This is a genomic window from Streptomyces gottesmaniae, from assembly GCF_031845845.1.
GTDB lineage: Bacteria > Actinomycetota > Actinomycetes > Streptomycetales > Streptomycetaceae > Streptomyces > Streptomyces akebiae.
Genome location: NZ_JAVRFJ010000037.1, coordinates 1 through 25140, shown reverse-complemented (window position 1 = coordinate 25140; position 25140 = coordinate 1). Strand labels below are relative to the sequence as shown.

The following is a 25140-nucleotide window of genomic DNA, read 5'->3' as shown; positions in this document are numbered from 1 at the left end:
GCAACTGGCCACGTGACTAAGCGCCGTAGATAGTACGCAGACGGCTGGCGAGAGCCTCCTGTGCTGCTGTGAGATGGTTGTGACTCTGCACAACCAGATCACCCAGCTCCTCTGGCGTGCCCGCGCCAGCCCACCCCAACTTCGACAGCTGCTGACGGGCGCTCTCAACGAGGGTCCGGATTCCTTCGTCGAGGATGAGCGCTTGCAAGCGAGCCAGCTCCTCCGTCTCCCGCACGAATGCATCTGCTTGGGGCGCCGGCGATGCAGCATTAACTCTGTGCAGGTGCTCCATCAGCGCAGCACTGAACAAGCGAGACAGGCACTCGCTAGCTTTCGCAAGGTGATCGAGTTCGAACGCCTCGCGACGATCCAAGCGTGACTGCTCCCGATCTAGCTCGCGCACCTGCCTCTCACGCTGGAGGGCGGCATTCTCCCTCTTCGCTTCGCTCAGCTGGTTCATCCAAGCACCGAGCATGAGCGTGACTACAGGCAACACGGCTGTGAAGACGTCCACGGCGGGGAGCGTACGGCAAGGGCCCCCAGATCCCGGGGATCAGCAGTGCGGTTACCTCTGAAGTGGTTTTGGACGTAGAGAGCAGTAGTGCCACTCTGGGTCGGGGTGCAGGTCCACCCCGTCCGGTACGTGCCACCGCTCATCTCCATTGTCCCGGGGGCGGCCGTGTTCGCCGGGTTGCACCGTCACTTCCCCGCCGTCAGCTGGGACGCTCCCGATCCCAAGTCGCATGTCTACGGCTGGCCAACAGGCGGACTGGGCTGATGGTCACGCGTGAGGGTCAGGACCAGGAAGCGGCCCCACCCGCCGGCTTGACGGCGGCGCTCCACAGGCTCCTGACATCCACGGCTGACATCAACGACTCTGGACAAGCACGAACAGCAGCACCTCTGTCCGGCCGTCGTGCCAACCGCCAATAGCAGCTGGAAGGGGATTGGATCGAACTCCTAAAGCGGTGCTCACTATTGTGGGGCTCCACGTCGCCGATTCCCCCATACGTCCCCCAGAGGGAACTAGGACTTACGGATTGGGCTGGTCAGAGGATCTCAAGTCGGCCCGCAGTAAGTCTTCCGACAGAGCTCGCTTGAGCAGTTCAGAGTATTGGGCACCGATGCGGCAGTGGTTGTTGGCGGGTGGTGTCAGGGGTGAGTGCTGTCGTGTTGGAGGGCTTGGATGGATTGGGTGATGAGGGTGTGGATTCTGTTTTGGATGACGGTTTCGTCGACGGAGGTGAAGGAGGTGTAGGGCAGAAGGCGGCGTAGGCGTTTGGTGGTGTCGCGGACAATGGCACGGCGGGGCACAGGCAGGGTGGTGAGGTAGGAGGCGGTTAGTTCGCGGGCGAGGGCGCGAGCGAGGGGTGGTGTGCCGCCGATGGTGCGGCGTTCGAAGATCTGGTTGAGGTCGGACTCGGTGAGTCGGTCGAGCAGGCCGTAGTGGGTGGCGCCGTCCCGGGTCTCAGCGAGGGCATGGGCCTGCCACCACAGGCGGGCGAGGGTGTGACGGACCAGGCCGGTGCCGATCCAGCGTTCGGGGGTGCGGGTACCGAAGCGCCAGGCGGTGACGTCGGGGACGAGGCAGGTGGCGAGGTAGGTCCACATGTCGCCTTGGCCAGCCTCGGCGAGGGTGATGTCCATCGTGGTGTGCAGGGCCTTAGCCGCGGCGCGGTCGAAGAGGATCTTGTTGTGGTCGCCGGGCGGGGTCGGCTGACCGGCGCGCCGTGCACAGTCGCGCAGGGTGTCGGCGAGACGGTCGAGGTGGGCTGGGGTAACGGGGGTGCCGCCGGTGGTGCCGTAGAAGGCCGTGGGGGAGTGCCCAGCATGGTTCTTGATTTCCTGTGGGTTCAGTGTCGTGTAGTGGGCCAGGAGCGTCTTGGCCTCGGCGGGGGTGATCCGTGGATACAGCAGGCTCATGGCGTCTCCCGGCGCTTTTGGTGCTGGCGGCGTAGGGCGCCCTGCAGGGCAGCGGCGAAAACGGAGGGCTCGGCCTCGCGCCAGGTAGCCACGGTTTGCAGTGACGCGCCGTGGAACAAGTTGGAGACCAACACCGTCAGGCTTTCGGCCAGGCTGCCAGGTTCGTCGGCCGCGTCGGTGACCGCGTCGCGCCAGGCGGGGCGCAGGCAGGCTTCCACCAGTTGGCGGGCGACGTCGTCGTACATCGTCTCCAGCAAACGGCGCTGCATCGAGGTGGGGGCTGCTGCCCGGGTCGCGGCGGTGACCAGTTCGGTGTCGGTCCGGTTGAGGTAGAGGCGGATGCCGCCGGTGACGGGGACGGCGGGGTCCTCGGGCAGGCCTAGCACCCATCGGGCGTCCTCGTCGAAGCCGTGCAGAGGAAAGTCGATCACGGAGATGGGGAAGCGAGAGGCGCTGCCCTCTAGGCGGACTTCTGTGCTCTGTTCGCACAGGATCTCCCCGGCGTGAAGGGGGGTGAAGGGCGGCGCCGCCTCGGGACGGGAGACGTCGTCGGCGAGCACCAGGCGTGTGTGGATCACGAGCGTGCCGCCGAGGTCGGTGCCCGACAGTTTGATCTGCACGGTCAGGGTCGTCGCGTCGACCACGAGGCGCCGGAAGGCTGATCCCGTGTAGTGCGCGGCTGAGGAGTGCCAGTCGACAACCAGGGCGAGCGGGGTGTCGGGGGGCAACCTGCAGTCGGCCAGCGCCCGCGGGTGGTCGACCGTGACGTGACGGGAAAGGGCAAGGTCGGCCTGGGGGTCCCAGTCCGGCAGCAGCGCGGGCAGCTCGCCGGTGCCCTCGGTGTCGGCGAGCTGCCAGGGTCCGCACGTCAGGACCTGGGGGGCGGGCTGTAGGAAGGGCATGACGTCGTGTGCCATCAGCGGGCTCCTTCGCGCACGAGGTGGGCGCTGACGCGGACTCGCGTTGCGGCGCCCGCGACGGGGCGCACCATCACAACCCAGTCGCGTCGGTCGCCAGCGGTGAGGGTCAGAACATCGCCCTCGCGCATCTCGGCCGCGTCGGGGCTGCGGAAGCCCACCACCTCCGGGCCGATCGCGCCGACCGGTGGATCGTTCTCGCTGCCGTGGTCCAGGGCCACTGAAGCCATCGCCAGGACACGGATGGGGGCGGCGGCCGAGGAGACGGTGATATCGGTGATGACGTAGAAGGCGCCGTCGATCTCGACGAGTCGGGGCGGAGTGACGGTGCTTAGTAGGCTGCCCGTTCCCCCACCCCCTGGTCGCCGGGGGGCAGGAGACGGATGGTCGGCGCCCTGGCCGCTGCCGGTGGGCACCAGGGAAGCGAAGCGGTGGGACAGGGCGCCCAACGGCGGTTGGGGGCCAGCGGCCGACACCTCTTCGGGTTCGGCGAGGGCGTACTCGCGCATGCGGTTGTCGATCGTGCGCAGCGCCGAGCGCACCAGCTTCCTGTCGTCGGGGTCAGGCATGTTCTTGGGCACCCAGGCGTCGTGGGTGGGCGGTTCTGCGGCAGCGAAGGCGTCGTCCACCCCCACCGCGGTGCGGAATACCGCGCCGTAGGAGACGTCGGTGTCGGGGAGTTGGGGGCCCGGTCGGTAGTGCACCACGAGGCCCGCCTGCCGCATCAGGGCGCAGTGGTGCATGGGCCCCTCGGATGGGGCGGCTACGTCCGTCCAGTGAGGGCGCACCGGTGTCATGAACGCCTCGAGGGCGAAGCGGCCGAGTTCGACGGCGGGATTCCTGCTGCGCACGTGACGCCCGTCGGTGTGGGCGCTGCGATGGGCGCGGATGAACGGCTGCAGACGGGGGACCCGGTCCGGGTCGGGCAGGTCCAGCGGCTGGCCATCGACGCTTACGCGGCAGCGCATGCGCGCGGCGCCCGGGCCGTTGTCGATCATCACGGGCCACAGTTCCCAAAGTATGGCGGAGCCGAGGAATTGGGCAGCTTCCTCCATCGTGCGGGGGCGCTCGGGTTCGTCAGCCTCCACGGGGGCGCTCGAGCCGAGCCGGGCGCCCACGATCACGATGTCGGTGCCCAGTTCGTCGCCGGCGCGCGCCGGCAGGCCAAGAGCGTCGGCGACGGCGTCGGCGTCCTCGTCCAGCAACGGGTCGGGGATGTTGTCCTCGGCAATGCGTCCCCACCAGTGGCGGCCGGTGTAACGGCGCTCGGCGTGGTCGAAGCCGGTTCCCAGCGCGGCGGCGATCAGGCGGGTCTGCACGCGGTCCTGCCACCGGCAGCGGGTGCGCACCAGGACGGTGCCGGCCGCGCTGGTGGTGAACAGCACGCCCTTGCCGAATCCGTACGTCCCTCCGCTGTGCGCGCGGCGGTTGGTGCGACCGATGTCGCGGACCAGTCCCACGAAGTCCGTGCTGCCGTGGTGGACGCGGTCGCCCCGCAGCGGTCCGCCCAGACCGCCGGTGCCGCGGTCGCTGACGGTCAGCAGCACGGTGTCGGGGTCGTGCAGCACTGCGGCCAGGCCCAGCGACGTGTCGTCGCCGAACACCGGCAACAGGGCATCGATCCAGGGCGCCAGGCCCGCCTCGCCCGGTCGGGCGAGTGCGAGATCGAAACCGACCTCCCCGGTGCCCAGGCGGGCGTCCCAGGTGTTTTGCGCGGCCTCCCGCACCAGGACTTGCAGGGGGTCCAGGTCGGGGCGGCCGAGCTGTTTGCGGATGCCCTCCGCGTCGGAGGCACCCTCAGGGGCGGAGGGTTGGGCCCACCACACGGGAGCATTCATGGCGTCGACCGTCCTTCGAGACGGGCCACGACCTCTTCGTGGTCGAGGGCGTCGGGCAGTCGGTCGGCTATGTCCAGGGTGTAGCGGAGGGCGTCGATGCCAGGCGGCAGGGGGCCGCGCAGGTCGGCCGGTGTCAGGGCGGGGAAGCCAGCGTCGACAGCGAGCCCGAGCAGCCGAGGCTGGCCGTAGCGCGCGCCGGCGTACAGATCCGCGTCCGCTGTGCTGTATCCGGCCTTAGCCAACTGCTCGATCACGCCCCGGGAGTCGGCGGCCGCAGCCACCACCCGCTCGGCGAGCTCGGGCAGCGACGTGCCGGACGCGTCCTCGACCAGGCGGACCAGGACCAGTGTCAACCGGCCGCCGGGCGGAGGGGCCAGCTGGTCCAGACCGTGGATCTCCACGGTGGAGCCGCCCCGACCCAGCGTCTTGACCTCCACATCCCAGGTGCCGGGCAGGCGGAAGTCGTGGGGAACCCGGTCGGGCCCGGTCCAGATCTGGGTGGGCCGCAGGAACGCATCGCCGTGCAGGACGTGCTCCAGCACGGTCAACTCCCCGAACAGACCGCGCTGTTCGGAAGTCGCCAGCCGCCCTCCACGCCCCTGGAACATCTCCCGCCAGGCGTCCAGGGTCTGCCGGCAGGTGTGCGCGGGAGCGCCGCCGTCCACAGCAAGGCGCTGCAAGACCTCGCTGACCACGTCGTCGAAGAGGTCGCCCAGGTCCGTGCGGTGGCATACCAGGTCCGCGTAGTGCTGCACCCGGCCCTCGACCCGCAGACTCTCCCGCTTGAGCCGCACGTGCGCCGAGCGCAGGTCCTCGTGGACCTCCTCCGAGCGGGCGACGGGCAGCAGCAGATGGCGGTCCCCCCGCGCGTCCAGCCCCACTTGCACCTCGCCCGCCGTCACGGCCAGGCCGATCGGCGCCAACGTCATGTGCTCGCCAGCTATCCGCCTCGCCCCCAGCACCGGCCAGGTGAACCGCAGCTCGCGCCGCCAGTCGGTGTCCGCGCCGCTCATGCGTCGTCCGCCTCGTCGTCGAGGGCGTTGGTCTGGTCGTCGTACTCCGCGTCGTCGACCGCCTGGTGGTCGACGCCCACCTGCACGTACCGGTTGGCGACCTTGTCCTTGGAGTTGCCGGGGAAGACGAAGGCGGCGCCGACGACGTGCTCGACGGCCCGAAGCGGCCGACGGGTGTCCCGGTTGGCCTCGTCGGGCGGGGAGTCCTTGGCGATCGGATACAGAAGCAGCAAACCCCGATCCTGGAAGTCCGGGTGGTCGTTGCGCAGCGCCACCAGGCCCTCCTCGGACCGGCGCCGTGCCTCGGCAGCGGGCACGTCCATGTCGACGACCCGGTGCTCCTTCGTCATCAGCGTCTTGATGTCGGCCTTCGCACCGCCGCTGTCCTTCAACTTGGACCGGTTGATGGTGCCGACCCGCACCCGCTCGTCGAACTCCACCACGTGCCGGGCGTCTGCGGCAGGGCCGCCCATGACGGCGACGGTCCAACTGAGCAGGCTCTGCGGCGAGCGCCGGTTCTCGGTCTCAATGTAGGCGCGGATCAGACGCGGCTCGAGGTCCGGCGAGTCCTCGTGCACCCGATAGCTCTCCAGGAAGTGCAGGACGTGACGCACGTCCACGTCGCGCAAAAGCACCTCCCCGGTGCCGCGGTCGTCCAGCGCCGCGCCGTCGCGCAGCGCGTCGCCGACCAGGGTGCGAGCCGCGCGCAGGTTGCCGGCCAGCCACTCCCGCTCGTCCTCGTTGAAGTAGCGGGTCTGCACCCGGCGGCCGCCGTAGGAGGCGTACGCCGTCCGGGCCCGCCCCATCTTCGCCGTCACGTTCAGCACCGGATGCGTGCGGATGCGCACCCCCACCTCGCCAGGCGGGATGTCGTCCTCCTCATAACGCTTGATGTCCAGGCGGATTTCGTGCTCGACCGTCGCCAGATGGCGGAAGTACTCCTTGAGCTGCTGCGTCATCCAGATCCGGGGCAGGTCCTCGTAGCCGGGACGGAACCCGAACCATCGGCCCATCTGCAGCAGCGTGTCGTAGGTGCGGGCCGAACGGACGAAGAAGCTCACCACCAGTCCCTCGAGCGTCAAACCCCGCGAGAGGGTGTTGCCACCCACCGCAATCGCCACCACCGGCTCGGGCCGGGAGTAGTCCAACCGGTCGCGGCTGCGGTGGTTGTCAAGGACCACATCGGTCTGCGCCACGATGCCGGGCAGGTGCTCGCGCAGATCGTCGAAGGGGACGAAACGATTGCCGAACTGAGCGGCGGGAACCTTGCGGCTCTCCTCCTCCCACTGCCGGCGCAACCGTCCCACCGCCTCCTCGTCTTCCTGCTCCAAGGCGTCGACCATGGCCTGGCGCATCCGCTCCAGCGGCTCCCGGTAGGCCTCGTGCACCACCGTCTGCATGCTGGGATGCACGAGCATGGTGGAGTGGTCGTGGTCCCCGCGGCAGCGGCGGGCCGCGGTCGCCAGCCAGAAGTAGTGCACCGCCGCGGTCAGTTCGTCGGTCATGGTCGGGACGAAGCCGGCGGTGTCTGCCCGCCGGCGCGGCCGCAGCCGGTCGACCGTGGCGGCGGGAACGATGCGGATCATGTCGTGGCCGTCGAGATCACTGCCCGTCGCCTCGCCCTCCACCGCCTCCCGGCCGAAGATCTTCTCGGCGCCGAAGTACCCATCCGGCTGGGGCAGGCTGAGGATGAACGTCTCTGGGTACAGATCACCGGCCGAGGGGTCGATGAGAACGTTGGCGAAGGGGGTGGCGGTGTAGCCCAGGTAGGTCCGCTTGTCGAACAGGTCGAGCAACTGGCGGATCTGCGGATTGATGATGGGGGTGTCCACGCTCGCCTGGTCGGCCTCGTCGTCGATAATCAGCACCGGCAGGTCGGCGAACGTCCCGGCCTTGACGGCAGGCCTGAGCCACTCGATCAACCGCTGCAGCCGTTTGTGGTTCTTCTTCACCACGCACAGGGTCACCCCGGTGCCGCTTTGATGCAGATACGCGGCCGCCTTGGAGTTCTGCTCCTCGAAGTCCGCCTCTGCGGACGTCAGGGTGAACCACCCGTCGTCCTTGCGGGCCAACAGCTGCTCGGCCAACCGCTCCTGGGTCTGCCGGCGCAACCCGTTGTGAATGCCGGACAGCACAATGATCAACCGGTACCCCACGTCGGCCGCCTTCGCGATCACCGCCGTGTAGTTCGTCGTCTTGCCCGACTGCACGTGCCCGACGACCAGGCCCTTCGTCAAGAACGTCGCGTGCGAGGGGTCGTTGGTGTACGCGATGATCTTCGAGGAGGCCTCGTCCAGCACCTCCAGGCGATCCGTAGGCCAGCCGTCCTGTCGCAGAAACTCGGCGTACGGCACCCAATAGGGATCGTCCGCCAACGGCCCCGGATACCAGGGCTTCATCCCTGGCGCGGCAAGGATCTTCGGCGGGTAACCCACCCGGACCGATTCCGCACGCCTTTGGAACTCCCGGACGTAGCCCTCAATCTCGTCCGGGTCGAACCGCTTCTGGAACTTGAGCACCGTCTGCTCCAGACCATTTCGCTGAGCCTGAGCTGCAAAGACGTCGAAGAAGTCATCCACGGACCAGACTCTAGGGCAACCTACTGACACACATGCGTACTTGGGGGCTCCAGGCACTCGGGGTGTTTCCCGAACAGGACGGCCCCTGGGCCGGTGCGTTCCATGCGCCGTGGCGTCCGCCCGGGCCGAGGGCTGGTAGGGGCAAGTGGGGGGAGGGTGTGAAGGCGGTGCTATCGGCTCCTCGCCCGTCAGTACGAGGAAACCGTCGATGAGCTGGCCGAGTCCCCGCAGCCGTTCATTGCGGTCTGACAGGCACGACGGTTGGGCCTCTTCGAAGGGTAGCTGCCGCCCCGATTCAAAACCCAGTTTGAGAAGGCCGTAGTCCCCTGCCAGGCTAAGTTGCGTGACCGAGAGCGCCTTCTACTCCGACCGTGCGGGACTTGGTAAGGCACGCGTCAGCGAGACCATCTCCGCCGAAGCGTGGGCTGGACTGACCGCACTGATCCAGCAGCGCATCAACGACGGCTCACTCGCGCGAGCCTTTCCTCTGTACGCCTGCCCTGACGACCCCGGCCGCAACACTGTCACCGGCACGGACGAGGAGAAGTTCCTCCGTTCCCTCACAGCCCATGTTCCTGACCTGGTCGAACCCCCCGTGGCACCTGATCCGGGTCAGGATGGCAAGCACGCGGAGACTGCTTCCGGCTGGCCCTCCGAAGCGTCCCACGTGGCGCAGCCCCCGAGATCCCCGCTGGATCCCGACAAGGTGCCGGACACGGCTACCACACTGGACCTCATTGACTTCGTTGCCCTCCACATCGACCAGCCGACCCGCCGTTCGTCCCATAACTGGAACTTTGATCACACCCACTACTCCTTCCAGCAGCACGACCATTTCTATGACACCGAGCTAACGCCAGGACAGGATCAGTGGCGACATGACATCGATCTGTTGTTCGCAAGGAACGGCATCGCATACACGCTCGGTGACGATATGCGCGTCCGGCGCCTCGGACCGCCTGAGGCGCTTCCGTTGATCTCCGATTTCAGACCCTCGACCGGCGACCCCCAGCTAGACAACAAGCTCAAGGACGCCATGGAGCGCTTCCTCTCCAGAGATTCGGCCGACCGGCGGGACGCTCTTGAGAAGCTCTGGGATGCTTTCGAACGGCTCAAGACGCTGGAACTTGGCGGCGGCTCCCTCAAAAAGTCATCAGTCAGTCAACTGCTCACACGCGCCGCCTCCGGCTCTGAGCCGTTCCGCGAGCTGCTGGAAGCAGAGTTCAAGACTCTGACGGGGATCGGCAACGGTTTCACCATCCGGCATCACGAGCACGACAAGGAGGACGTTCCTACGGACGCCGCTATCGACTATCTCTTCGTGCGGCTTGTCTCTGCTATCTCCCTTGTCCTTCGTCATACGGGACGCATGGCCTCATGACTGCCTTGCGACGGCCACGACGACAGACGGCCTACTGCGCTCGCTCGCTGAGTGGACATCCCCCGGGCGTCCCCCAACAACCTCAATTGCAGGCACAACTGCAGCTCACCAGTTATGCGCGGAGCCCGCTGTAAATCTGCTGACACACCGCTGAACTTCTGCTTGGAGGGCTGATGCACGCGGGCCCTCCGGAACCGCTGCAGTACAGCAGCGAAGTACAGCAACCCTGTGACCGCAGGCGACCGCCAACGCCCCACAACGACCCATTGACCAGCTCACCTGACCACAATGACCTCGGAGCCGAGAGTTCGGGACGAAGAGGTCGTGGCTTCAGGCCCGCCACCTCGTGATCCGGCGAAGATTCAGGACCTGGTACAGCGGGTGTCGTACCACGTGACGGCCCCGCAGCACCGTCAGCTTGTCCCTCATCTCCCCATCCAGCTCGTCTCGTTGTCGGTGGGAACCGCTACCTTCGCTACCTCAGACTTGTCATCCGGGAGTCGTTACAGGGGGATGCATGGGTGGGCAGTTGCGCGCTGGCCAGGTCTATCGGTACGCCACTGGGAAGGATCCAGGGCCTGCCGAGCTGGAGGGGTACCCCAACTTCCATCATGTGACCCATTCCCCCGGCCTGCCACGAGCTCTGCTGGAGGCTGGCATCAACGGCATGCGGAAGGTAGCCGCTCCGAGCGGGGAACGGCGGCCGGTGATCCTTGTGCGGTCAAGCCCCTGGAAGGCCGGTTCCGAACAGACGCCCTGGCACGACGTGTTCGACATGGACAACGGGCACGTCCGCTACTTCGGTGACCACAAGGCCACCACAACCGTCGAGCCGGGCAAGACCATCGGGAATGCCGCCCTGCTCGATGCCTTCGTGGGGCACCAGGGGCACACGCCTGAGGAGCGAGCCGGCGCCGTCCCCCTGTTGCTCTTCCGAGCGGTGTCACGCAGCGGGAAAGTCAAGGGGCACGTCGAGTTCTGCGGACTGGGCATCATCGAACGGGCCGAGCGGCTGGTGCAGTGGGGCGGCAGTGACCACACCACATTTACCAACTATGTGTACGACATCGCCCTGCTCGACCTCACCGACGAGGATGACAAGGTCTCTTGGGAGTGGATCGACTCCCGCAGGAACACGGATCTGTGCGACGCAGAGACACTCGCACTGGCTCCGCGGGCGTGGCGCGAGTGGGTCAAGAACGGCAGCTCGGAGCTTCCGCGGCTCCGCCGGCGGGTTGCACGGGCCAAGGTGACCAAAGTGCCTGAGCAGCGGCCGAAGCCGGGAACGTCCGAGGCTAAGGACCTGGAGCTGATCTACAAGTACTTTGACGGGCGCAAGCATGACTTCGAGGCCGTGGCCTCCGCGGTCGCAGCGCGCGTTCTGCGTGGTGCCGGGAAGAGTTATGTCGAAGGGTGGCTGACCCAGCGGTCCGGCGATGGAGGGGCTGACTTCGTCGGAAGGCTCGACATCGGCAGCGGACTGGCTGGCACCAGCCTCGTCGTCCTCGGTCAGGCGAAGTGCGTCCGGCTCGACCACGTGGTTTCCGCCGACCAGATCGCTCGTGTCGTGGCTCGTCTCCGCCGCGGCTGGATCGGCGTCTACGTCACGACCGGGGCGTACTCCGTACCGGCGCAGACCGAGATGGTCGAGGACCAATACCCGATCGTTCTCGTCAACGGGCTGGACCTGGCGCGGGAGCTCAGGAGCATGGCCCGGGACGATCATGGTGGAGACCTAGAAGCCTGCATCGAGCACATACTGCGGGTCCGCGAAACCGCGGTCACTAACCGCCGGCCGGAGGAAATCCTGCTGGAGTAGGCGCCCAGGTGACGTGGGCTATTCGTGGACTGGGCAGTCTCGTCCCACCCACCACAGGCCGTTGAACTGCCGCTATACCGCTAGCTCACGGGGCCTCCGGAGCCGTGTGCGCAGGTTCGAATCCTGCCGGGGGCACTTGCCTAGGAACAGCAGAAATCACGCGCTGACCAGGGCGGATGCCGACATGAGGGAGCGGGACCCAGTCTCACTGGGTCCCGTTTTTTTTCGTCGTCGCGCACTGTTCGCGTGTGAGTAGCGTGTGGGTCAAGCTGCGGCGTCCTTGATGACCGTTCGAGCGTGCCGGTAGAACCGCTCGCGACTGTCATCCAACCCGCCAGCGTCAGGTTGTGGGGCGCCATTCACGATGGCTGCCGTCATCTGGGCTGCCCAGCCCCCATGGACCTCGAACACTTGTTGGCCCTCTGTCTCAGATCGAAGTCCGGCATGACTTCGATGACCGGCAACGCTTCATCGTGGTGCTTACGCACAATTTTGTCGCACTCGTCGTACAAGTCCGCTGCTTGGACGTTCAACGCATCGGCCGCCTCGCCTGCCTTCGCACGGAAGTCATGCAGCATGTTTGAGATGGCCGTCGCCGTAGCGATTACCTGCTCTCGTACTCGCTGTTCCTCGGCGAGTCGTTGCTTCATGACGCCGCTTGGAGTCTTCCTGCTTCTCAGCGTGTGCCTGTCGCGTCTTCTCGGCACGGGCCGTGAAGTAGTGAGCCGTCCAAGCTGCCAGACCGCTACTAACCAGGACAGCTGGAAAATATCAGTGCCGTTACCCACTGACTATCCTGCACAACGGTCGTCGTGACGCCGCCAGTTTTCGTCGTCGTGCTCTTTGTGCCGCAACCGGCCACAAGTGTTAGGAGCATGAAGGGCGCTACACGCCTTCCGGCCTTTCGCATGATCGGTGACTGTAGCGCCCGGCCGATGGGTTACGGAACGTCGACGTCAACCCATGGTTCTCTCGATCCTCCTGTTGTTCTCCTCTTCGCTGTCGTCGGGGGCTCGGCCCTCAGACGAGCGGCCTCCGGCAGCAGCGCGTCGAGTACGGCAAGCACCTGCTTCTCCTGGGACTCGCGCGGCGTGAACACGGAGAAGTTCTCGAAGTCCTCGGGGAGGGTCAGTTCGACGGCCGGCTGCACGTCGCTGACCTTCAGGTCACCGAGGACGACCCGCAGGTGGGCGACGGCGCGCACGCCGCCCTCCATGCCGTAGCCGACGAAGCCGACGGCCTTGCCGCCCCACTCGGCGCCCAGGTAGTCGATGGCGTTCTTGAGCACGCCGGGGATGGAGGCGTTGTACTCCGGCGTCACGAAGACGTACGCGTCGAAGGAGCCCACCTTGTCCGCCCACGCACGGGTGTGCGGCTGGGAGTACTCACCGGTGAGGGCCGGCATGGGTTCGTTGAGGTGGGGCAGGGCGAACTCGGCGATGTCCACGACCTCGTAGGCCGCGTCCTCGCGCTTCACGGCCATGTCGTGCACCCAGTGGGCCACGGTGTCGGCCTTGCGGCCGGGACGGGTGGTGCCGACGATGATCGCGACCTTGAGCGGGGTCCGCGCGGCCCATGCGGTCATGGTGATACCGCCTCTCTGTAAACGGTGTCTTGTCATCGCCTGGGGCTGTCTCGATGTCGCTCGGTGTCGCGGGGGCCGCCGGTCAACTCGGCGACGCGTACTCACCGGCGCGGTGGAGCACGATGACCTCCGGAGGCTCCACGCACAGGGCGTCGAGGGCCGCCCGGTAGTACTGGAAGGCGTTCAGGCCCCCGAGCACGTCCGGGCCGTCCGCCATCTCGACAAAGGACACGAAGGTGACCTTGTCGTCGAGCTGATACGTGTCGTAGCGCAGGCCCTGCGGCCGGGCCGAGTCCAGTTCCTCATACACGGTCCGGAGCATCCCCTCGTGGCGCTCCAGCGCGTCGGGGCCGAGCTTCCACCGGATCATCACTTGCGCGGTCACTCTTCTCCCTCATCCCACAGGCCGGGCGCCGTCGTGGACTCTTGCGTGCGCCGCTTTCACACAACACTCTGTCTTTCAGAAGACATACTGTCAAGTGAACTAGGATGGTGCCATGCCAACCCGGAAGTACGAGCAGCGCCAGCGCGCCGAGGCGGCACAGGAGACCCGACGTCGCATCCTCGACGCGGTCTACGACCAACTCCGAGCCGCGCCGTCCAAGCCGGTCAGCATCGACCGGATCGCCCAGGCGGCGAAGGTCGCGCGGCCCACCGTGTACCTGGTCTTCGGCTCGCGCGCGGGCCTGTTCGACGCCGTCGGGGCGGACCTGCTGCAGCGCGGCGGTTTCGAGTCGATGATCGAGAAGTCGGACCATCCCGATGCCCGCGAGGCCCTGCGCGGCGGCATCCGCGGGGTGGTCGAGATGTACGCGGCCCACCGGGACGTGCTCCGCGTGCTGTCCTCCATGGCCCTGTTGGACTCCGCCGCCGTCGGCGGGGCGGTCGAGCGGATGGAACAGGGCCGGGCGTCCGGCATGGCCCACCTCGCGGGACGCCTGGCCGAGCAGGACCTGCTGCGCCCGGACACCACCGTCGACCGGGCCACCGACGTGCTCTGGCTACTGACCGGCTTCGACAGCTTCGACCTGCTGTACACGGGCCGCGGTGCCCCCGTCGACGAGGTCGCCGACCTCCTGGTGACGACCGCCGAGCGCGGCCTGTGCCGGTGACCGAACCGTCCAGAAGTACGGATCAGGTGTCGCTCACGCAAGGAGTGGTGCGCGGTCGGCGCTGGCAGGTCGTCTGCTGGCCATCGACGAAGCCCGACCGTCGGTTAGGTCCCGGAGGATTTTCCAGGCCGCCCCCAGACAGGCCGGGGATGCAACCATTCCCTTCAGAGCTGGAACCCCCGGCAGCCGACCGCGCGCTTGAAACCCTAAAGGCCGGCACTGACAGCGGCGTTGTAAGTGCCGGCCGTTGAGCGGTGCGTGTCTGACCGCGTGACGACGCCGACGGACAACCGCGGACAGCTACGGACGTCTGCGGACCATCAGCGCAGGTGAGAGGCAGACGGGCCCTGGGGCAAGGACCCTTCCGAGTCGCTTCGGGACCAAGCAGTCGCGGACTGACTAACCGCACGCATCGCACATGCCTGTCGAAGGCAGTTGAACGAAGCAGCCCTCACAGATCCGGGCGGGCTTTTCGGTGCGCTCGCGCCGACGCTCGACGGCTCCTTGAAGTCTGGGGGCGAGGGCCGGCACACCACCGTCAGGCGGCATGGCCGCCCCGAAGTGGCGGTAGCAAGCCAGGCGGGCGTCGGCAGCGTGATGCTCGCGTTCCATCTCGTCATCTACCGGCGGCTCTCCGGCGACCGCCAGAACTTCCTTGTAGCCGCTGCCCACCTTGCCGTCGTCTGTATAAACCACCAGAGCCGTCAGTGGGGGATCGCCACGGCGGTGGGCTTCGCGCACCACCCGGCCCAAAATCGGACCGAGCCAGTTGGGCAGAAGAGTCTTGTCCGGATGCCGGTCCTGCTCTGGATCTCCTCCGCCAACTCCTTGTAAGTGATCACTGCGTGGTAGGTCTGCGCTACGCCTACGAGGATCGAGTACGCCTCTGAGCTCCAGGCTTCGCGTGCCTCCTGGCCCGTCGGCTTGTCGACGCCGACCACAGACTCAGAATCCCCCTGCTCATCCCCACCCCGCCGTGCTCTCTCGATCGAAGGCGACTGACGGAGGGGTGGGCAGCATCGAGAAGCCGACCGTGCCGCAGCCGGGCGCCTCGGGTCGCTGATGGTCTGCGGCCGATGCGCCCGGTGCGGCGGCTGAGTGGTGGCCCCGAGCCGGGGCTCACACGCTCAGTGCGGCCCGTACGGTCTGTTCGGCGGCCGATCCGCCCTCGCCCGAGGAGGTCACGCGGCCCGCTTCCAGGACGTAGTAGTGCTGGGCCGCGCGCATGGCGAAGCCGACGTGTTGTTCGACGAGGAGGACGGAGAGGCCGCCGCGCCGGGTCAGGGCGAGGATCGTCTCCTCGATCTCGGCGACTACGGACGGCTGGATGCCCTCGGTGGGTTCGTCGAGGAGGAGGAGTCTCGGGTGGGTGATGAGGGCGCGGGCGATGGCGAGTTGCTGGCGTTGGCCGCCGGAGAGCAGGCCGGCGCGGCGGCCGGAGAGTTCACGCAGTACGGGGAAGAGGTCCAGGGCCTCGGCGATCGCCTCCTTGCCGTCCGCGCGGCCGTCGGCGACGAGTTGGAGGTTCTCGGCGGTGGTCAGGTGGGGGAAGGACTGCTGGCCCTGGGGGACGTAGGCCATGCCGCGGGCGACGCGCTGGTGGGGGGCGAGGCGGGTGATGTCCTCGCCGTCGAGCAGGATGGTGCCGCTTCGCGGTGTGATCAGGCCCATGGCGGCGCGCAGCAGGGTGCTCTTTCCGGCGCCGTTGTGGCCGAGGACGGTGGCGACGCCGTCCTTCGGGACCGAGACCGTGACGCCGTGCAGGACGGTGGTGCGGTCGTATCCGGCCTGGACGTTGCTCAGTTCCAGCATGGGTCTCACGCCTCCTCGGCGACGGCCACGGCGGTGGCGGGTGCGGGCTCGGATGCCGAGGGTTCCACGGCGCGTCCGAGGTAGACCTCCTGGACGCGGGGGTCGGCCTGGACCTCGGCGACCGTGCCCTCGCTGAGGACCTTTCCGGCGTGCAGGACGCTGACGCTGCGGGCGAAGGAGCGCATGAAGTCCATGTCGTGCTCGATGACGACGACCGTGTGGTCCTCGCTGACCCGTTGCAGGAGCCGGCCGGTGGCCTCGCGTTCGTCGTGGCTCATGCCGGCGACGGGTTCGTCGAGGAGGAGGAGTCTCACGTCCTGGACGAGCAGCATGCCGATCTCCAGCCACTGCTTCTGGCCGTGGGCGAGGACACCGGCCGGGCGGTCGCGCAGCTCGGTGAGTCCGGTGGTCTCCAGGGCCTTCGCGACCGGCGCGGGGATGCCCTTGCGGCGCCGCAGCATCGTCCACACGCCCCGACCGGCGCCGGCGGCGATGTCGAGGTTCTGCAGGACGGTCAGTTCCTCGAAGACGGTGGCGGTCTGGAAGGTACGGCCTATGCCCAGCCGTGCGATCTTCTGCACGGGCTTGCCGAGCAGGTCCTGGTCGCCGAAGCGAACCGATCCGGTGGCCTTCACCAGGCCGGTGACCGCGTCGACCAGGGTGGTCTTGCCGGCACCGTTGGGGCCGATGAGGAAGCGGAGGTCGCCGGGGTGGATGTCCAGGTCGACGCCGTCGACGGCGGTGAACCCGTCGAAGGTGACCCGCAGGTCGCGGACGGTCAGTCCCTCGCCGCTCATGCTGTCTCTCCAGTCGCAGGAGTACCGGTACGGGTGCGGCGTCTGCGCAGGACGACGCCGAGGGAGGCGAGGCCGCCGGGCAGGAAGCCGACCGCCAGGACGAACAGCAGGCCCTGGAGGTACGTCCACGCCGCGGGGAACTCGTCCGAGAGCGTGCTCTGTGCCCAGGCCACGGCGACCGCGCCGAGCACCGCGCCCACCAGCGAGGCCCGCCCGCCGACCGCCGCGCCGATGACGAAACCGATGGACGGCACGATCCCGATCAGCGCCGGGGAGATGATGCCGACGGCCGGGACGAACAGGGCGCCCGCGAGCCCCGCCATGCCGGCCGCGACGACGTACGCGACGAGCTTGGCGTTGGCCGGGTCGTAGCCGAGGAAGCGCACCCGCTCCTCGGAGTCCCGTACGGCGATGAGGAGTTCGCCGTAGCGGCTGACGAACAGTTGGCGGGCCAGAGCCATCAGCAGGAGCAGGGCCGCCGCGATGACGAAGTACACCATCCGCTGGTTGACGGGGTCGTCCAGCGAGTAGCCGAAGAAGCCCTGGATGTCGGTGAGGCCGTTGGTGCCGCCGGTGGTGGCCTGCTGGCCGATCAGCCAGATCGACAGGGCGGCGGCCAGCGCCTGGCTGAGGATCGCGAAGTAGGCGCCCTTCACCCGGCGTCGGAAGACGAAGAAGCCGAGTACCGCGGCGACCGCCATCGGCAGCAGTACGGTCATGGCGAGCGCGAACGCCGGGTTGGCGAAGGGCTTCCACCACCAGGGCAGGGTGTCTCCGGTGCCGTAGAGCAACATGAAGTCGGGGAGTGTCTCGCCGGTGGCGGCGGCGTCGGTGAGCTTGAGGTGCATGGCCATGGCATAGCCGCCGAGGCCGAAGAAGACGCCCTGGCCGAGCACCATGAGCCCGCCCCGGCCCCAGGCCAGGCTGACGCCGACGGCCACGATCGCGTAGCACAGGTACTTCGCGAGGAGCGAGAGCCGGAAGTCGGAGAGCGCGAGGGGGGCGACGCCGAGGAGGAGGACGGCGCCCAGGACGAATCCGCCGGGCACGCGGAGGCGTTCCAGCAGGGGCACGGGGGGCGTCGTGACGGGGGGTGTGGCGACGGGAGGCGTCGTTGTCGTCATGCCAGGCTCCGGGTGCGCAGTGTGTACAGGCCCTGGGGTCGCCACTGGAGGAAGGCGACGATCGCCACGAGCACGATGACCTTCGCGACGCTCAGCGTCGTCGAGTACTCCAGCACCGACTGGAGCACACCCAGCGCGAAGGCCGTGATGACGCTGCCCTTCAACTGCCCGATGCCGCCGACGACCACGACGAGGAAGGCGTCGACGATGTAGTTGGTGCCCATCGTCGGGCCGATCGGACCGACCAGGGTGAGCGCGACGCCGGCCACGCCCGCGAGGCCGGAGCCGATGAAGAAGGTGACGCGGTCGACCTGGCCGGTGGCGATGCCGGACACCTCGGCGAGGTCCCGGTTCTGCACGACCGCCCGGATACGACGGCCCAGTGGGGTGAGCTTCAGGATCAGCGTGAGGGCGACGACGCTCAGCAGGGCGAGAGCGAGGATGAACAGCCGGCTGTTGGCGAAGGTCATGCCCCCGCCCAGGGAGATGTTGCCGGTGAGCAGGTCGGGGGCCGCGGTCTGCACATTGGGGGCGCCGAAGACGTCCCGGGCGAGTTGCTGGAGCATCAGGGAGACGCCCCAGGTGACCAGCAGGGTGTCCAGCGGGCGCGTGTACAGGCGCCGGATCAGCAGCCACTCCAGCAGCGCGCCCATGGCGCCCGCGACGAGGAAGGCGACCGGCAGGGCGACGAGCAGCGAGAGACCCGCGCCGCTGATGGACTTCTGCAGGACGTACGTCGTGTAGGCGCCGGCCATGATGAACTCGCCGTGCGCCATGTTGATCACGCCCATCTGACCGAAGGTCAGGGTCAGGCCGAGCGCGATGAGCAGGAGGACGGCACCGATGCTGATGCCGGTGAAGGACTGGTTGAGGATGACCGTCATGAGGTCGGCTCCGGGTCGGGGACGGAGGTGCGGGTGTGCGCCATGGGCGTGACCCGGCCCCGTGGCGGGGCCGGGTTCTCACCGGTGAGGGCGCGGCTCAGGAGAGGCCGGAGGCCCAGGAGTAGCCCTTGAGGTAGGGGTCCGGCTTGACCGGCTTGCCGGAGTTCCACACCTCGGTGATCAGCCCGTCCGCACCGACCTTGCCGATCCGGGCGGTCTTGTGGACGTGCTGGGTGGCACCGTCGACGGTGACCTTGCCCTCGGGGGCGTCGAGTTCGATGCCGTCCGAGGCGGCCTTCACCTTCGCCACGTCGAAGGAGCCGGCCTTCTCGACCATCTCCTTCCACAGGTAGACGGAGATGTAGGCGGCCTCCATCGGGTCGGAGGTCGGCTTGTCCTTGCCGTACGCGGCCTGGTACGCCGCCACGAACTCGGTGTTCGCGGCGCCCGGGGTGGTCTGGTAGTAGTTCCAGGCGGTCAGCTGGCCTTCCAGGTACTGGGTGCCGATGCTCTTGACCTCCTCCTCCGCGATGGAGACGGAGAGAACCGGCAGGCTCTTCGCGGTCAGGCCCGCGGACTTGTACTCCTTGAAGAAGGCCACGTTGCTGTCACCGTTGAGGGTGTTGAACACCGCGTCCGCGCCGGAGTCCTTGACCTTGTTGGTGATGGTGCCGAACTCGGTGGAGCCCAGCGGCGCGTAGTCCTCGCCGACGACCTCCATGCCGTTGGCCTTCGCATACGCCTTGATGATCTTGTTGGCGGTGCGTGGGAAGACGTAGTCGCTGCCGACGAGGTACAGCTTGGTCAGGCCCTGCTTCTTGAGGTAGTCGAGGGCCGGGACGATCTGCTGGTTGGTGGTCGCGCCGATGTAGAAGATGTACGGCGACTGCTCCAGACCCTCGTACTGCACGGGGTAGAACAGCAGCGACTTGTACCGCTCGAAGACCGGCTTGACGGCCTTGCGGCTGGCGGAGGTCCAGCAGCCGAAGGTGGCCACCACCTTGTCGTCGGTGATCAGGGCCTCGGCCTTCTCGGCGAAGGTCGGCCAGTCGGAGGCGCCGTCCTGGCTGATGGGCTTCAGCTTCTTGCCCAGCACACCGCCGGCGGCGTTGATCTCCTTGACCGCGAGCAGCAGCGCGTTGTGGACGGTCACCTCACTGATCGCCATGGTGCCCGACAGCGAGTTCAGCAGACCGACCTTGACCGTGTCGCCGGACGTGTCCGCCTTGGCGCCGGAATCGGCGGACGTGCTGTCGCCCGTCTTGGCGCCGCACGCGCTGAGGGCGGCGGACGCACCGGCCGCCGAAATACCGGCCAGGAGACCGCGTCTGCTGATGCTGAGCCCGGACATACAAAACCTCCATGCCCCGTGGGGCGATGTGAAAGAGCGGAAGAGCTCCACAGAGGAGCATCGGGAGGGAATGAATGTGACGCGCTTCAGAGCGGCGGCGTTGACGCACGGGTCCCCAGCCGTTCCGGGGTGACGTCCGGGCTGGTCGCTGAAGTGCGACCACAGCCTGCGCCGGAACTGTTTCCACTGCGTTTCGGAGCAATTGAAGGATAGTTTCCAGCGGAAGTAAAATAGCGGATGAAACAAAAGGGGCCGCTGCTGCGGAAGTTGGGTCGGCGGCGTCATGGAAGCGGCAATTAATGCTTCCTGTGGAAAGAGCTGGTTTCCCTTGTTCCCCTTGTCAAGGGCCGGGTGATCGGCGGTAGGCTCGGGCGCCAGCCGAGGAGCGCGAGTGGAGGAGCACGATGGCGACACGGCCCCAGGAACTGCTCTACCTGCTGACACGGGCCGAACGTCTCGCCGTGCGCCGACTCCAGTCCGTACTCGATGAGTTCGACTGCTCGGTGGAGGCATGGCGGGTGCTCGACCTGCTCTCCGACGGGCAGGGCCACCACATGACGTCCCTCGCCGACCACGCCTTCCTGCCGGCGCCGAGCCTCACCAAGCTCGTCGACCAACTCGTCGACCAGAACCTGGTCTACCGCCGCGTCGACCCCGCCGACCGACGCCGCGTCCTGGCCCACCTCACCCCGCGGGGCGTGCGGCGTTGGCAGTTGCTCGTCCGTGAAGTGCGGGCCGACTGGGGAGAGTTGGAGCAGTTGCTCCCGGACGGGGAGCTGAACGGTCCGCTCGTCCGGCTGGCCGAGGCGCTGGAGGGCGGGGACACCGCCGGCCCGGTCAAGGTCACCACAGGTCGTGGGGAGCGCGCAGTTGGGCGAGCACGTTGAAGTCGAGTCCGTCCGCCTCGGCGAGGTAGATGCGCTGGCGGACATGCCGGTCCTGGAGGTGGAGCAGGCCGCGCGGACCCTCGTAGGAGACGGTCTCGGCGGCGGCCGAGATCGCCGACACGTCCAGGGTGCGGGCCCGTTCGATGAGTGAGGCGAGCAGCAGCACACCCTCGTAGCAGGACTCGCCGAGACTGCCGGGGGCCGGGGCCTCGACACCGAACCGGCCGGCGTACTGACCGTGGAAGTCCAGCGTGTCCTGATTGGCCAGTGAGGCGAAGAACCCGGCGGTGCTGTACAGGTCGCCGGTCGCCTCCGGTCCGCTGGCCATCAGCATGTTCTCGTCCATCAGCGTGCTCAGCCTGAGACACCGCTGGTCGAGGCCGGACGCGGCGAAGGCCCGGTTGAAGCGGACGGCGTCACTGCCGACCAGGAGCATCAGCACACCGTCCGCGTCCGTGTGCTCGATGCGCCGCAACACGTCACGGAAGTCTCCGGTGCCCAGCGGGAGGTATTCCTCGCCGCAGACCCGCCCGCCCCCGCACACGCGGGCGTAACGGCGGGCGGCCCGGGCGGTGCGCCGGGGCCAGACGTAGTTGTTGCCGACGACGAACCATCGCCGCACCCGCCGTGTCTCGGCCAGCACCCGCATGGCGGGCAGCAGTTGCCAGTCGGGCGTCTCGCTGGTCATGAAGACGCCGTCGGTGCGCTCCCCGCCCTCGTAGAGAGCGGTGTAGACGTACGGCACCCGGTCCGCGACGCGCGGCGCCACGGCCTGCCTGACCGAGGAGATGTGCCAGCCGGTGACACCGTGCACCGCGCCGGTCGCGACCAGGGCCCCCACCTCGGCGGCGACCTGCTCCGGTTCGGCACCGCCGTCGACCTCCAACAGCCTCAGCTCCTTGCCGAGTACCCCGCCGGCCTTGTTGATCTCCTCGGCGGCCAGCCGCGCGCATGCCTCACAGGCGGGGCCGAAGATCCCGGCAGGCCCCTGCATCGGGTACACGAGCGCGACGTTCAGGGTCGAGTCGTCGGCCGTGACCCATGCGGGGGTGTGAAGGCTGAGTGGCCGGTGCATGGCCACATGATTGCCCGGCCTCCGCCGTGGCCCAAGCGACGGCCGGGATCGAGACCGATTCGTAGAGATCACGGGGGAGGCGACGGCTCCCCCGGAGGTCGGGCGGAGGCGGCACGGCTCCGCGGGAGGTCGGGCGGAGGCGGCACGGCTCCGCGGGAGGCGGGCGGAGGCGGCACAGCTCCGCGGGAGGCGGGCGGAGGCGGCACAGCTCCCCGGGAAGCGGACGGAGGCGGCACAGCTCCCCGGGAAGCGGACGGAGGCGGCACAGCTCCCCGGCCGTTCGCGCAGGCTTCGCGGAGGTGAGGGCGGGTCGGCCGTCAGGGAGACGTGCGGCGGGCCGGTGGGGTGAAGAGGTAGAGGTCGAGGATGGGGGGCATGGGGCTGATGCCCGGGCCGCCGGAACGGACCCAGGTGGCTATGTCCTCTGTGGCGTCCGGGTCGTTGACCAGGCCCAGCCACACGGGGCGGGCGCCCGCGGCGCGGCCTGCCGCCGAGGGTTGGACGACGATCACGTTGGCTTGGTCGCAGGCGTCCAGGCAGGCGGAGACGCGGGTCGGGACGAGGGACTGGAGGCGGGTGGTCTGGGCCTCGTGGTCCACGCCGGGGAGTTTGGGGGTGCCGCAGCAGCAGTCTCGGCAGACCGTTACCCGGCATGGGGCGGGGACGGAGGCGGGGGCTGGGGCGGGGCCTGGGTTCAGCCGGTCGGGAGTCACCTGAGGGTCGGGGCGGTGGGTGTGGGGGGCGTCGTCATTCGGTGCCTCGCGTGCCTCGTGTGCCTTATGGGCCTTGTGGGCCTTGTGGGCCTCATGCGTTCGTGTGCTTCGTGCGGTTGGGTCTACGGGGGCGGCTTGGTGGGCTGGTTTTTTCGCGGGGGAGTTTAGTCGGTCCGCCGTCCCTGCCCGTCCGTCATCAGGGGCTTCGCGTCTTCGGCCCCGGCCGTCGGCCGGCCGGCAGTCGTCGGCTTCGTGCGGTGTCGGCTTCGTGCGGTGTCGGCGATCTTGTCGGGAGGGTGTTCTTCAGGCGCGGAAGCGGAGGGACTTGGGCTTTCGGCCGGTGCGGCGAGAAGGCATGCCGGGCGTCGCGACGGGGCGAACGTTGCCCGCCGCGGCACTGGCGGGTGCGCGGGTTGCCGGCCGTGGACTGCGGGCTGCGGGCTTTCGGCGATTCTCGTGTGCCCGCTGAGCGGCGCGGGTGTCCCGGGCTGCCGCGGCCCGGCGCCCGGCGCCCGGCGCTGCATCACGGCCCGGGCAGGGGCTGTTCGGTCCAGATGGTCTTGCCGTCGGGGGTGTAGCGCGTGCCCCAGCGTTCGGTGAGCTGGGCCACGAGGAAGAGGCCTCGGCCGCCCTCGTCCTCGGTGCGGGCGCGGCGCAGCCGGGGTGAGGTGCCGCTGCCGTCGTAGACCTCGCAGATCAGGGCGCGGTCGCGCAGGAGACGGAGTTGGACCGGGCCGGTGGCGTGGCGGATGGCGTTGGTGACGAGTTCGCTGGCCACCAGTTCCGTGGTGAAGGCCAGTTCGTGCAGGCCCCAGGCGGCGAGCTGCCCGGTGACGGCCTCCCGGGCGCGGGCGACGACCGCCGGGTCGCTGGGCAGGTCCCACTGGGCGACCTGCTCCGGGCCCAGGGTGTTCGTACGGGCGACGAGGAGGGCCACGTCGTCGCCGGGCCGGGCCGGGAGCAGGGCGTCGAGGACCGCCTCGCAGGTGTCCTCGGGGGCGCGGTCGGGGCGGGCCAGGACGGTGCGGAGCAGGTCGAGGCCGGTGTCGATGTCACGGTGCCGGTCCTCGACCAGGCCGTCGGTGTAGAGGACCAGCTGGCTGCCCTCGGCCAGTTCGAGTTCCACGGTCTCGAAGGGCATGCCGCCGAGGCCCAGCGGCGGCCCCGAGGGCAGGTCGACGAACTCCACCGTCCCGTCCGGGGCGACGACCGCCGGCAGCGGGTGCCCCGCACGGGTGAGGGCGCAGCGTCGGGACACCGGGTCGTAGACGGCGTACAGGCAGGTCGCGCCGACGATCCCGGAGTCCTCGTGGGTGTTCTCCACCGCCCAGCCCTCGCCCCGGTCGAGGCGGCCGACGAGGTCGTCGAGGTGGGTGAGCAGTTCGTCCGGGGGCAGGTCGAGGGAGCAGAAGTTGTGGACGGCGGTGCGCAGTCGGCCCATGGTCGCGGCGGCGTGCAGGCCGTGACCGACGACGTCACCGACGACGAGCGCGACCCGGGCGCCGGAGAGCGGTATGACGTCGAACCAGTCGCCGCCCACGCCCGCCTGCGCGGGGAGGTAGCGGTACGCGACCTCGACCGCGCTCTGTTCGGGGCGTCCGCGCGGCAGCAGGCTGCGTTGCAGTGCGAGGGCGGTGTTGTGCTCGCGGGTGTAGCGGCGGGCGTTGTCGATGCAGATCGCCGCGCGGCCCACCAGTTCCTGGGCCAGCGACAGGTCGTCGTCCTCGAACGGGGCCGGCTGCTCGGAGCGGTAGAAGCTGACGACGCCGAGGGTCACGCCGCGTGCCCGCAGCGGCACGGTGATCAGGGAGTGGATGCCGGCGGCGAGGGCGCGCTCCAGCCGTGGCGGGTCCTGGGCGAGCCAGCCGCCCGCCTCCGCCAGTACGGGTTCCAGCACCGAGCGACCGGTCTCCCAGCTGCGTGCCTGCGGGGTGGAGTCGACGTAGCACACCGGGTCCCCCACCTCGTACAGATGGGACTCCTCGTGTACGGCGCTCAACGCGACCCGGCGCAGCCGTGTGCCGGGGTCGAGGGGCTCCGGCTCGTCACCGAGCAGGACGGGGACGGGCAGGTCGACGGCAGCGAAGTCGGCGAAGCGGGGGACGGCCACCTCGGCGAGCTCCTCCGCGGTGCGGGTGACGTCGAGCGTGGTGCCGATGCGGACTCCGGCGTCGTGCAGCAGCTCCAGCCGCCGACGCGCGAGCACGGCGAGTCGGCCGACCCCGGGTTCACCGATGAGAAGCAGCCAGGCGTCGGAGGTGGCGTCGGCGGTGGCGTCCGGGGGTGGGGTGGGTGTCGTTCGCCGGGTTGCCTGCGGGGGCGGGTGTGGG

Annotated in this window: 22 protein-coding genes; 5 read left to right on the top strand and 17 right to left on the bottom strand. The window is 68.6% G+C overall.

The window, feature by feature from the left end; all coding sequences use genetic code 11:
* Positions 1-16: 16 nt before the first annotated feature.
* From RM704_RS33410 to RM704_RS33385, 6 genes are all read right to left on the bottom strand, one after another.
* Positions 17-514, bottom strand: coding sequence for a hypothetical protein (locus tag RM704_RS33410; protein ID WP_033526541.1), 498 nt, complete (start codon positions 512-514; stop codon positions 17-19).
* A 638-nt stretch (positions 515-1152) separates the two neighbouring features.
* Positions 1153-1923, bottom strand: coding sequence for a DUF6339 family protein (locus tag RM704_RS33405; protein WP_052145951.1), 771 nt, complete (start codon positions 1921-1923; stop codon positions 1153-1155).
* Complete coding sequence (locus tag RM704_RS33400; RefSeq protein ID WP_033526542.1) at positions 1920-2840, bottom strand: hypothetical protein; 921 nt, start codon at positions 2838-2840, stop codon at positions 1920-1922. Before RM704_RS33400 ends, RM704_RS33405 begins: the two co-directional genes overlap by 4 nt.
* Positions 2840-4678: a hypothetical protein gene (locus RM704_RS33395; protein ID WP_157856670.1), complete on the bottom strand. Its 1839-nt coding sequence runs from the start codon at positions 4676-4678 to the stop codon at positions 2840-2842. Before RM704_RS33395 ends, RM704_RS33400 begins: the two co-directional genes overlap by 1 nt.
* The gene (locus tag RM704_RS33390; RefSeq protein WP_052145952.1) at positions 4675-5691 is read right to left on the bottom strand and encodes a PD-(D/E)XK motif protein; all 1017 of its coding nucleotides are present in this window, start codon (positions 5689-5691) and stop codon (positions 4675-4677) included. The genes RM704_RS33395 and RM704_RS33390 overlap by 4 nt, the downstream gene beginning before the upstream one ends.
* A complete protein-coding gene (locus tag RM704_RS33385) occupies positions 5688-8300 on the bottom strand; it encodes a Z1 domain-containing protein (protein ID WP_157856671.1) in 2613 nt (870 codons plus the stop codon). Before RM704_RS33385 ends, RM704_RS33390 begins: the two co-directional genes overlap by 4 nt.
* Before the next feature lie 313 nt (positions 8301-8613).
* On the opposite strand from RM704_RS33385, the gene RM704_RS33380 reads away from it, so the two are divergent.
* Together RM704_RS33380 and RM704_RS33375 are read left to right on the top strand one after the other, a co-directional pair.
* Positions 8614-9651, top strand: a complete 1038-nt coding sequence (locus RM704_RS33380) for a hypothetical protein (protein WP_052145954.1) — start codon at positions 8614-8616, stop codon at positions 9649-9651.
* Between the two features lie 613 nt (positions 9652-10264).
* Positions 10265-11470 (top strand): restriction endonuclease, encoded by a 1206-nt coding sequence (locus RM704_RS33375; protein WP_311591760.1) that lies wholly within the window; start codon positions 10265-10267, stop codon positions 11468-11470.
* Between the two features lie 374 nt (positions 11471-11844).
* Here the strand turns inward: RM704_RS33375 and RM704_RS33370 are convergent, their stop codons facing one another.
* From RM704_RS33370 to RM704_RS33360, 3 genes are all read right to left on the bottom strand, one after another.
* Positions 11845-12120 carry a hypothetical protein gene (locus RM704_RS33370; RefSeq protein ID WP_033526545.1) on the bottom strand — a complete coding sequence of 92 codons (276 nt, stop codon included), beginning with the start codon at positions 12118-12120 and terminating at the stop codon, positions 11845-11847.
* 290 nt (positions 12121-12410) lie between these two features.
* Positions 12411-13055 (bottom strand): NADPH-dependent FMN reductase, encoded by a 645-nt coding sequence (locus RM704_RS33365; protein ID WP_052145956.1) that lies wholly within the window; start codon positions 13053-13055, stop codon positions 12411-12413.
* A gap of 82 nt (positions 13056-13137) precedes the next feature.
* On the bottom strand, positions 13138-13440 hold the full coding sequence (locus tag RM704_RS33360; protein ID WP_052145957.1) for a hypothetical protein: 303 nt from the start codon (positions 13438-13440) through the stop codon (positions 13138-13140).
* A 112-nt stretch (positions 13441-13552) separates the two neighbouring features.
* Here RM704_RS33360 and RM704_RS33355 point away from each other — a divergent pair, with 112 nt between their 5' ends.
* Both RM704_RS33355 and RM704_RS33350 read left to right on the top strand, forming a co-directional pair.
* A complete protein-coding gene (locus RM704_RS33355; RefSeq protein WP_033526546.1) occupies positions 13553-14167 on the top strand; it encodes a TetR/AcrR family transcriptional regulator in 615 nt (204 codons plus the stop codon).
* Between the two features lie 435 nt (positions 14168-14602).
* A complete protein-coding gene (locus RM704_RS33350; protein ID WP_033526547.1) occupies positions 14603-15001 on the top strand; it encodes a hypothetical protein in 399 nt (132 codons plus the stop codon).
* Between the two features lie 285 nt (positions 15002-15286).
* Here RM704_RS33350 and urtE read toward each other — a convergent pair whose 3' ends face one another.
* From urtE to urtA, 5 genes are all read right to left on the bottom strand, one after another.
* The gene (urtE, locus tag RM704_RS33345) at positions 15287-15979 is read right to left on the bottom strand and encodes an urea ABC transporter ATP-binding subunit UrtE (RefSeq protein WP_033526548.1); all 693 of its coding nucleotides are present in this window, start codon (positions 15977-15979) and stop codon (positions 15287-15289) included.
* A 5-nt stretch (positions 15980-15984) separates the two neighbouring features.
* The gene (urtD, locus tag RM704_RS33340; RefSeq protein WP_033526549.1) at positions 15985-16776 is read right to left on the bottom strand and encodes an urea ABC transporter ATP-binding protein UrtD; all 792 of its coding nucleotides are present in this window, start codon (positions 16774-16776) and stop codon (positions 15985-15987) included.
* Positions 16773-17900 carry an urea ABC transporter permease subunit UrtC gene (gene urtC, locus RM704_RS33335; protein WP_033526550.1) on the bottom strand — a complete coding sequence of 376 codons (1128 nt, stop codon included), beginning with the start codon at positions 17898-17900 and terminating at the stop codon, positions 16773-16775. Before urtC ends, urtD begins: the two co-directional genes overlap by 4 nt.
* Entirely contained in the window at positions 17897-18784 is an 888-nt protein-coding gene (gene urtB / locus RM704_RS33330; protein WP_033526551.1) for an urea ABC transporter permease subunit UrtB, read from the bottom strand. Before urtB ends, urtC begins: the two co-directional genes overlap by 4 nt.
* A gap of 97 nt (positions 18785-18881) precedes the next feature.
* On the bottom strand, positions 18882-20135 hold the full coding sequence (urtA, locus tag RM704_RS33325; RefSeq protein ID WP_033526552.1) for an urea ABC transporter substrate-binding protein: 1254 nt from the start codon (positions 20133-20135) through the stop codon (positions 18882-18884).
* Positions 20136-20539: 404 nt separating this feature from the next.
* On the opposite strand from urtA, the gene RM704_RS33320 reads away from it, so the two are divergent.
* A complete protein-coding gene (locus RM704_RS33320) occupies positions 20540-21022 on the top strand; it encodes a MarR family winged helix-turn-helix transcriptional regulator (RefSeq protein ID WP_033526553.1) in 483 nt (160 codons plus the stop codon).
* Here RM704_RS33320 and RM704_RS33315 read toward each other — a convergent pair.
* The 3 genes from RM704_RS33315 to RM704_RS33305 all read right to left on the bottom strand — a co-directional run.
* The gene (locus RM704_RS33315; protein ID WP_033526593.1) at positions 20979-22097 is read right to left on the bottom strand and encodes a substrate-binding domain-containing protein; all 1119 of its coding nucleotides are present in this window, start codon (positions 22095-22097) and stop codon (positions 20979-20981) included. The two genes, RM704_RS33320 and RM704_RS33315, sit on opposite strands and share 44 nt — an antisense overlap.
* Before the next feature lie 317 nt (positions 22098-22414).
* Positions 22415-22795, bottom strand: a complete 381-nt coding sequence (locus RM704_RS33310) for a hypothetical protein (RefSeq protein WP_033526594.1) — start codon at positions 22793-22795, stop codon at positions 22415-22417.
* A gap of 538 nt (positions 22796-23333) precedes the next feature.
* Positions 23334-25140: ATP-binding SpoIIE family protein phosphatase (locus tag RM704_RS33305; RefSeq protein ID WP_311591751.1), on the bottom strand; the 1807-nt coding region annotated here is incomplete at its 5' end.

What these genes read in the sequence shown, in the direction of transcription:
- RM704_RS33390 (WP_052145952.1), bottom strand. Translation starts at nt 5,691, where the DNA reads ATGAGCGGCGCGGACACCGACTGGCGGCGCGAGCTGCGGTTCACCTGG.
- RM704_RS33315 (WP_033526593.1), bottom strand. Translation starts at nt 22,097, where the DNA reads ATGCACCGGCCACTCAGCCTTCACACCCCCGCATGGGTCACGGCCGAC.
- urtD (WP_033526549.1), bottom strand. Translation starts at nt 16,776, where the DNA reads ATGAGCGGCGAGGGACTGACCGTCCGCGACCTGCGGGTCACCTTCGAC.
- urtA (WP_033526552.1), bottom strand. Translation starts at nt 20,135, where the DNA reads ATGTCCGGGCTCAGCATCAGCAGACGCGGTCTCCTGGCCGGTATTTCG.
- RM704_RS33355 (WP_033526546.1), top strand. Translation starts at nt 13,553, where the DNA reads ATGCCAACCCGGAAGTACGAGCAGCGCCAGCGCGCCGAGGCGGCACAG.
- RM704_RS33365 (WP_052145956.1), bottom strand. Translation starts at nt 13,055, where the DNA reads ATGACCGCATGGGCCGCGCGGACCCCGCTCAAGGTCGCGATCATCGTC.
- RM704_RS33405 (WP_052145951.1), bottom strand. Translation starts at nt 1,923, where the DNA reads ATGAGCCTGCTGTATCCACGGATCACCCCCGCCGAGGCCAAGACGCTC.
- RM704_RS33400 (WP_033526542.1), bottom strand. Translation starts at nt 2,840, where the DNA reads ATGGCACACGACGTCATGCCCTTCCTACAGCCCGCCCCCCAGGTCCTG.
- RM704_RS33370 (WP_033526545.1), bottom strand. Translation starts at nt 12,120, where the DNA reads ATGAAGCAACGACTCGCCGAGGAACAGCGAGTACGAGAGCAGGTAATC.
- RM704_RS33395 (WP_157856670.1), bottom strand. Translation starts at nt 4,678, where the DNA reads ATGAATGCTCCCGTGTGGTGGGCCCAACCCTCCGCCCCTGAGGGTGCC.
- urtB (WP_033526551.1), bottom strand. Translation starts at nt 18,784, where the DNA reads ATGACGGTCATCCTCAACCAGTCCTTCACCGGCATCAGCATCGGTGCC.
- urtC (WP_033526550.1), bottom strand. Translation starts at nt 17,900, where the DNA reads ATGACGACAACGACGCCTCCCGTCGCCACACCCCCCGTCACGACGCCC.
- RM704_RS33320 (WP_033526553.1), top strand. Translation starts at nt 20,540, where the DNA reads ATGGCGACACGGCCCCAGGAACTGCTCTACCTGCTGACACGGGCCGAA.
- urtE (WP_033526548.1), bottom strand. Translation starts at nt 15,979, where the DNA reads ATGCTGGAACTGAGCAACGTCCAGGCCGGATACGACCGCACCACCGTC.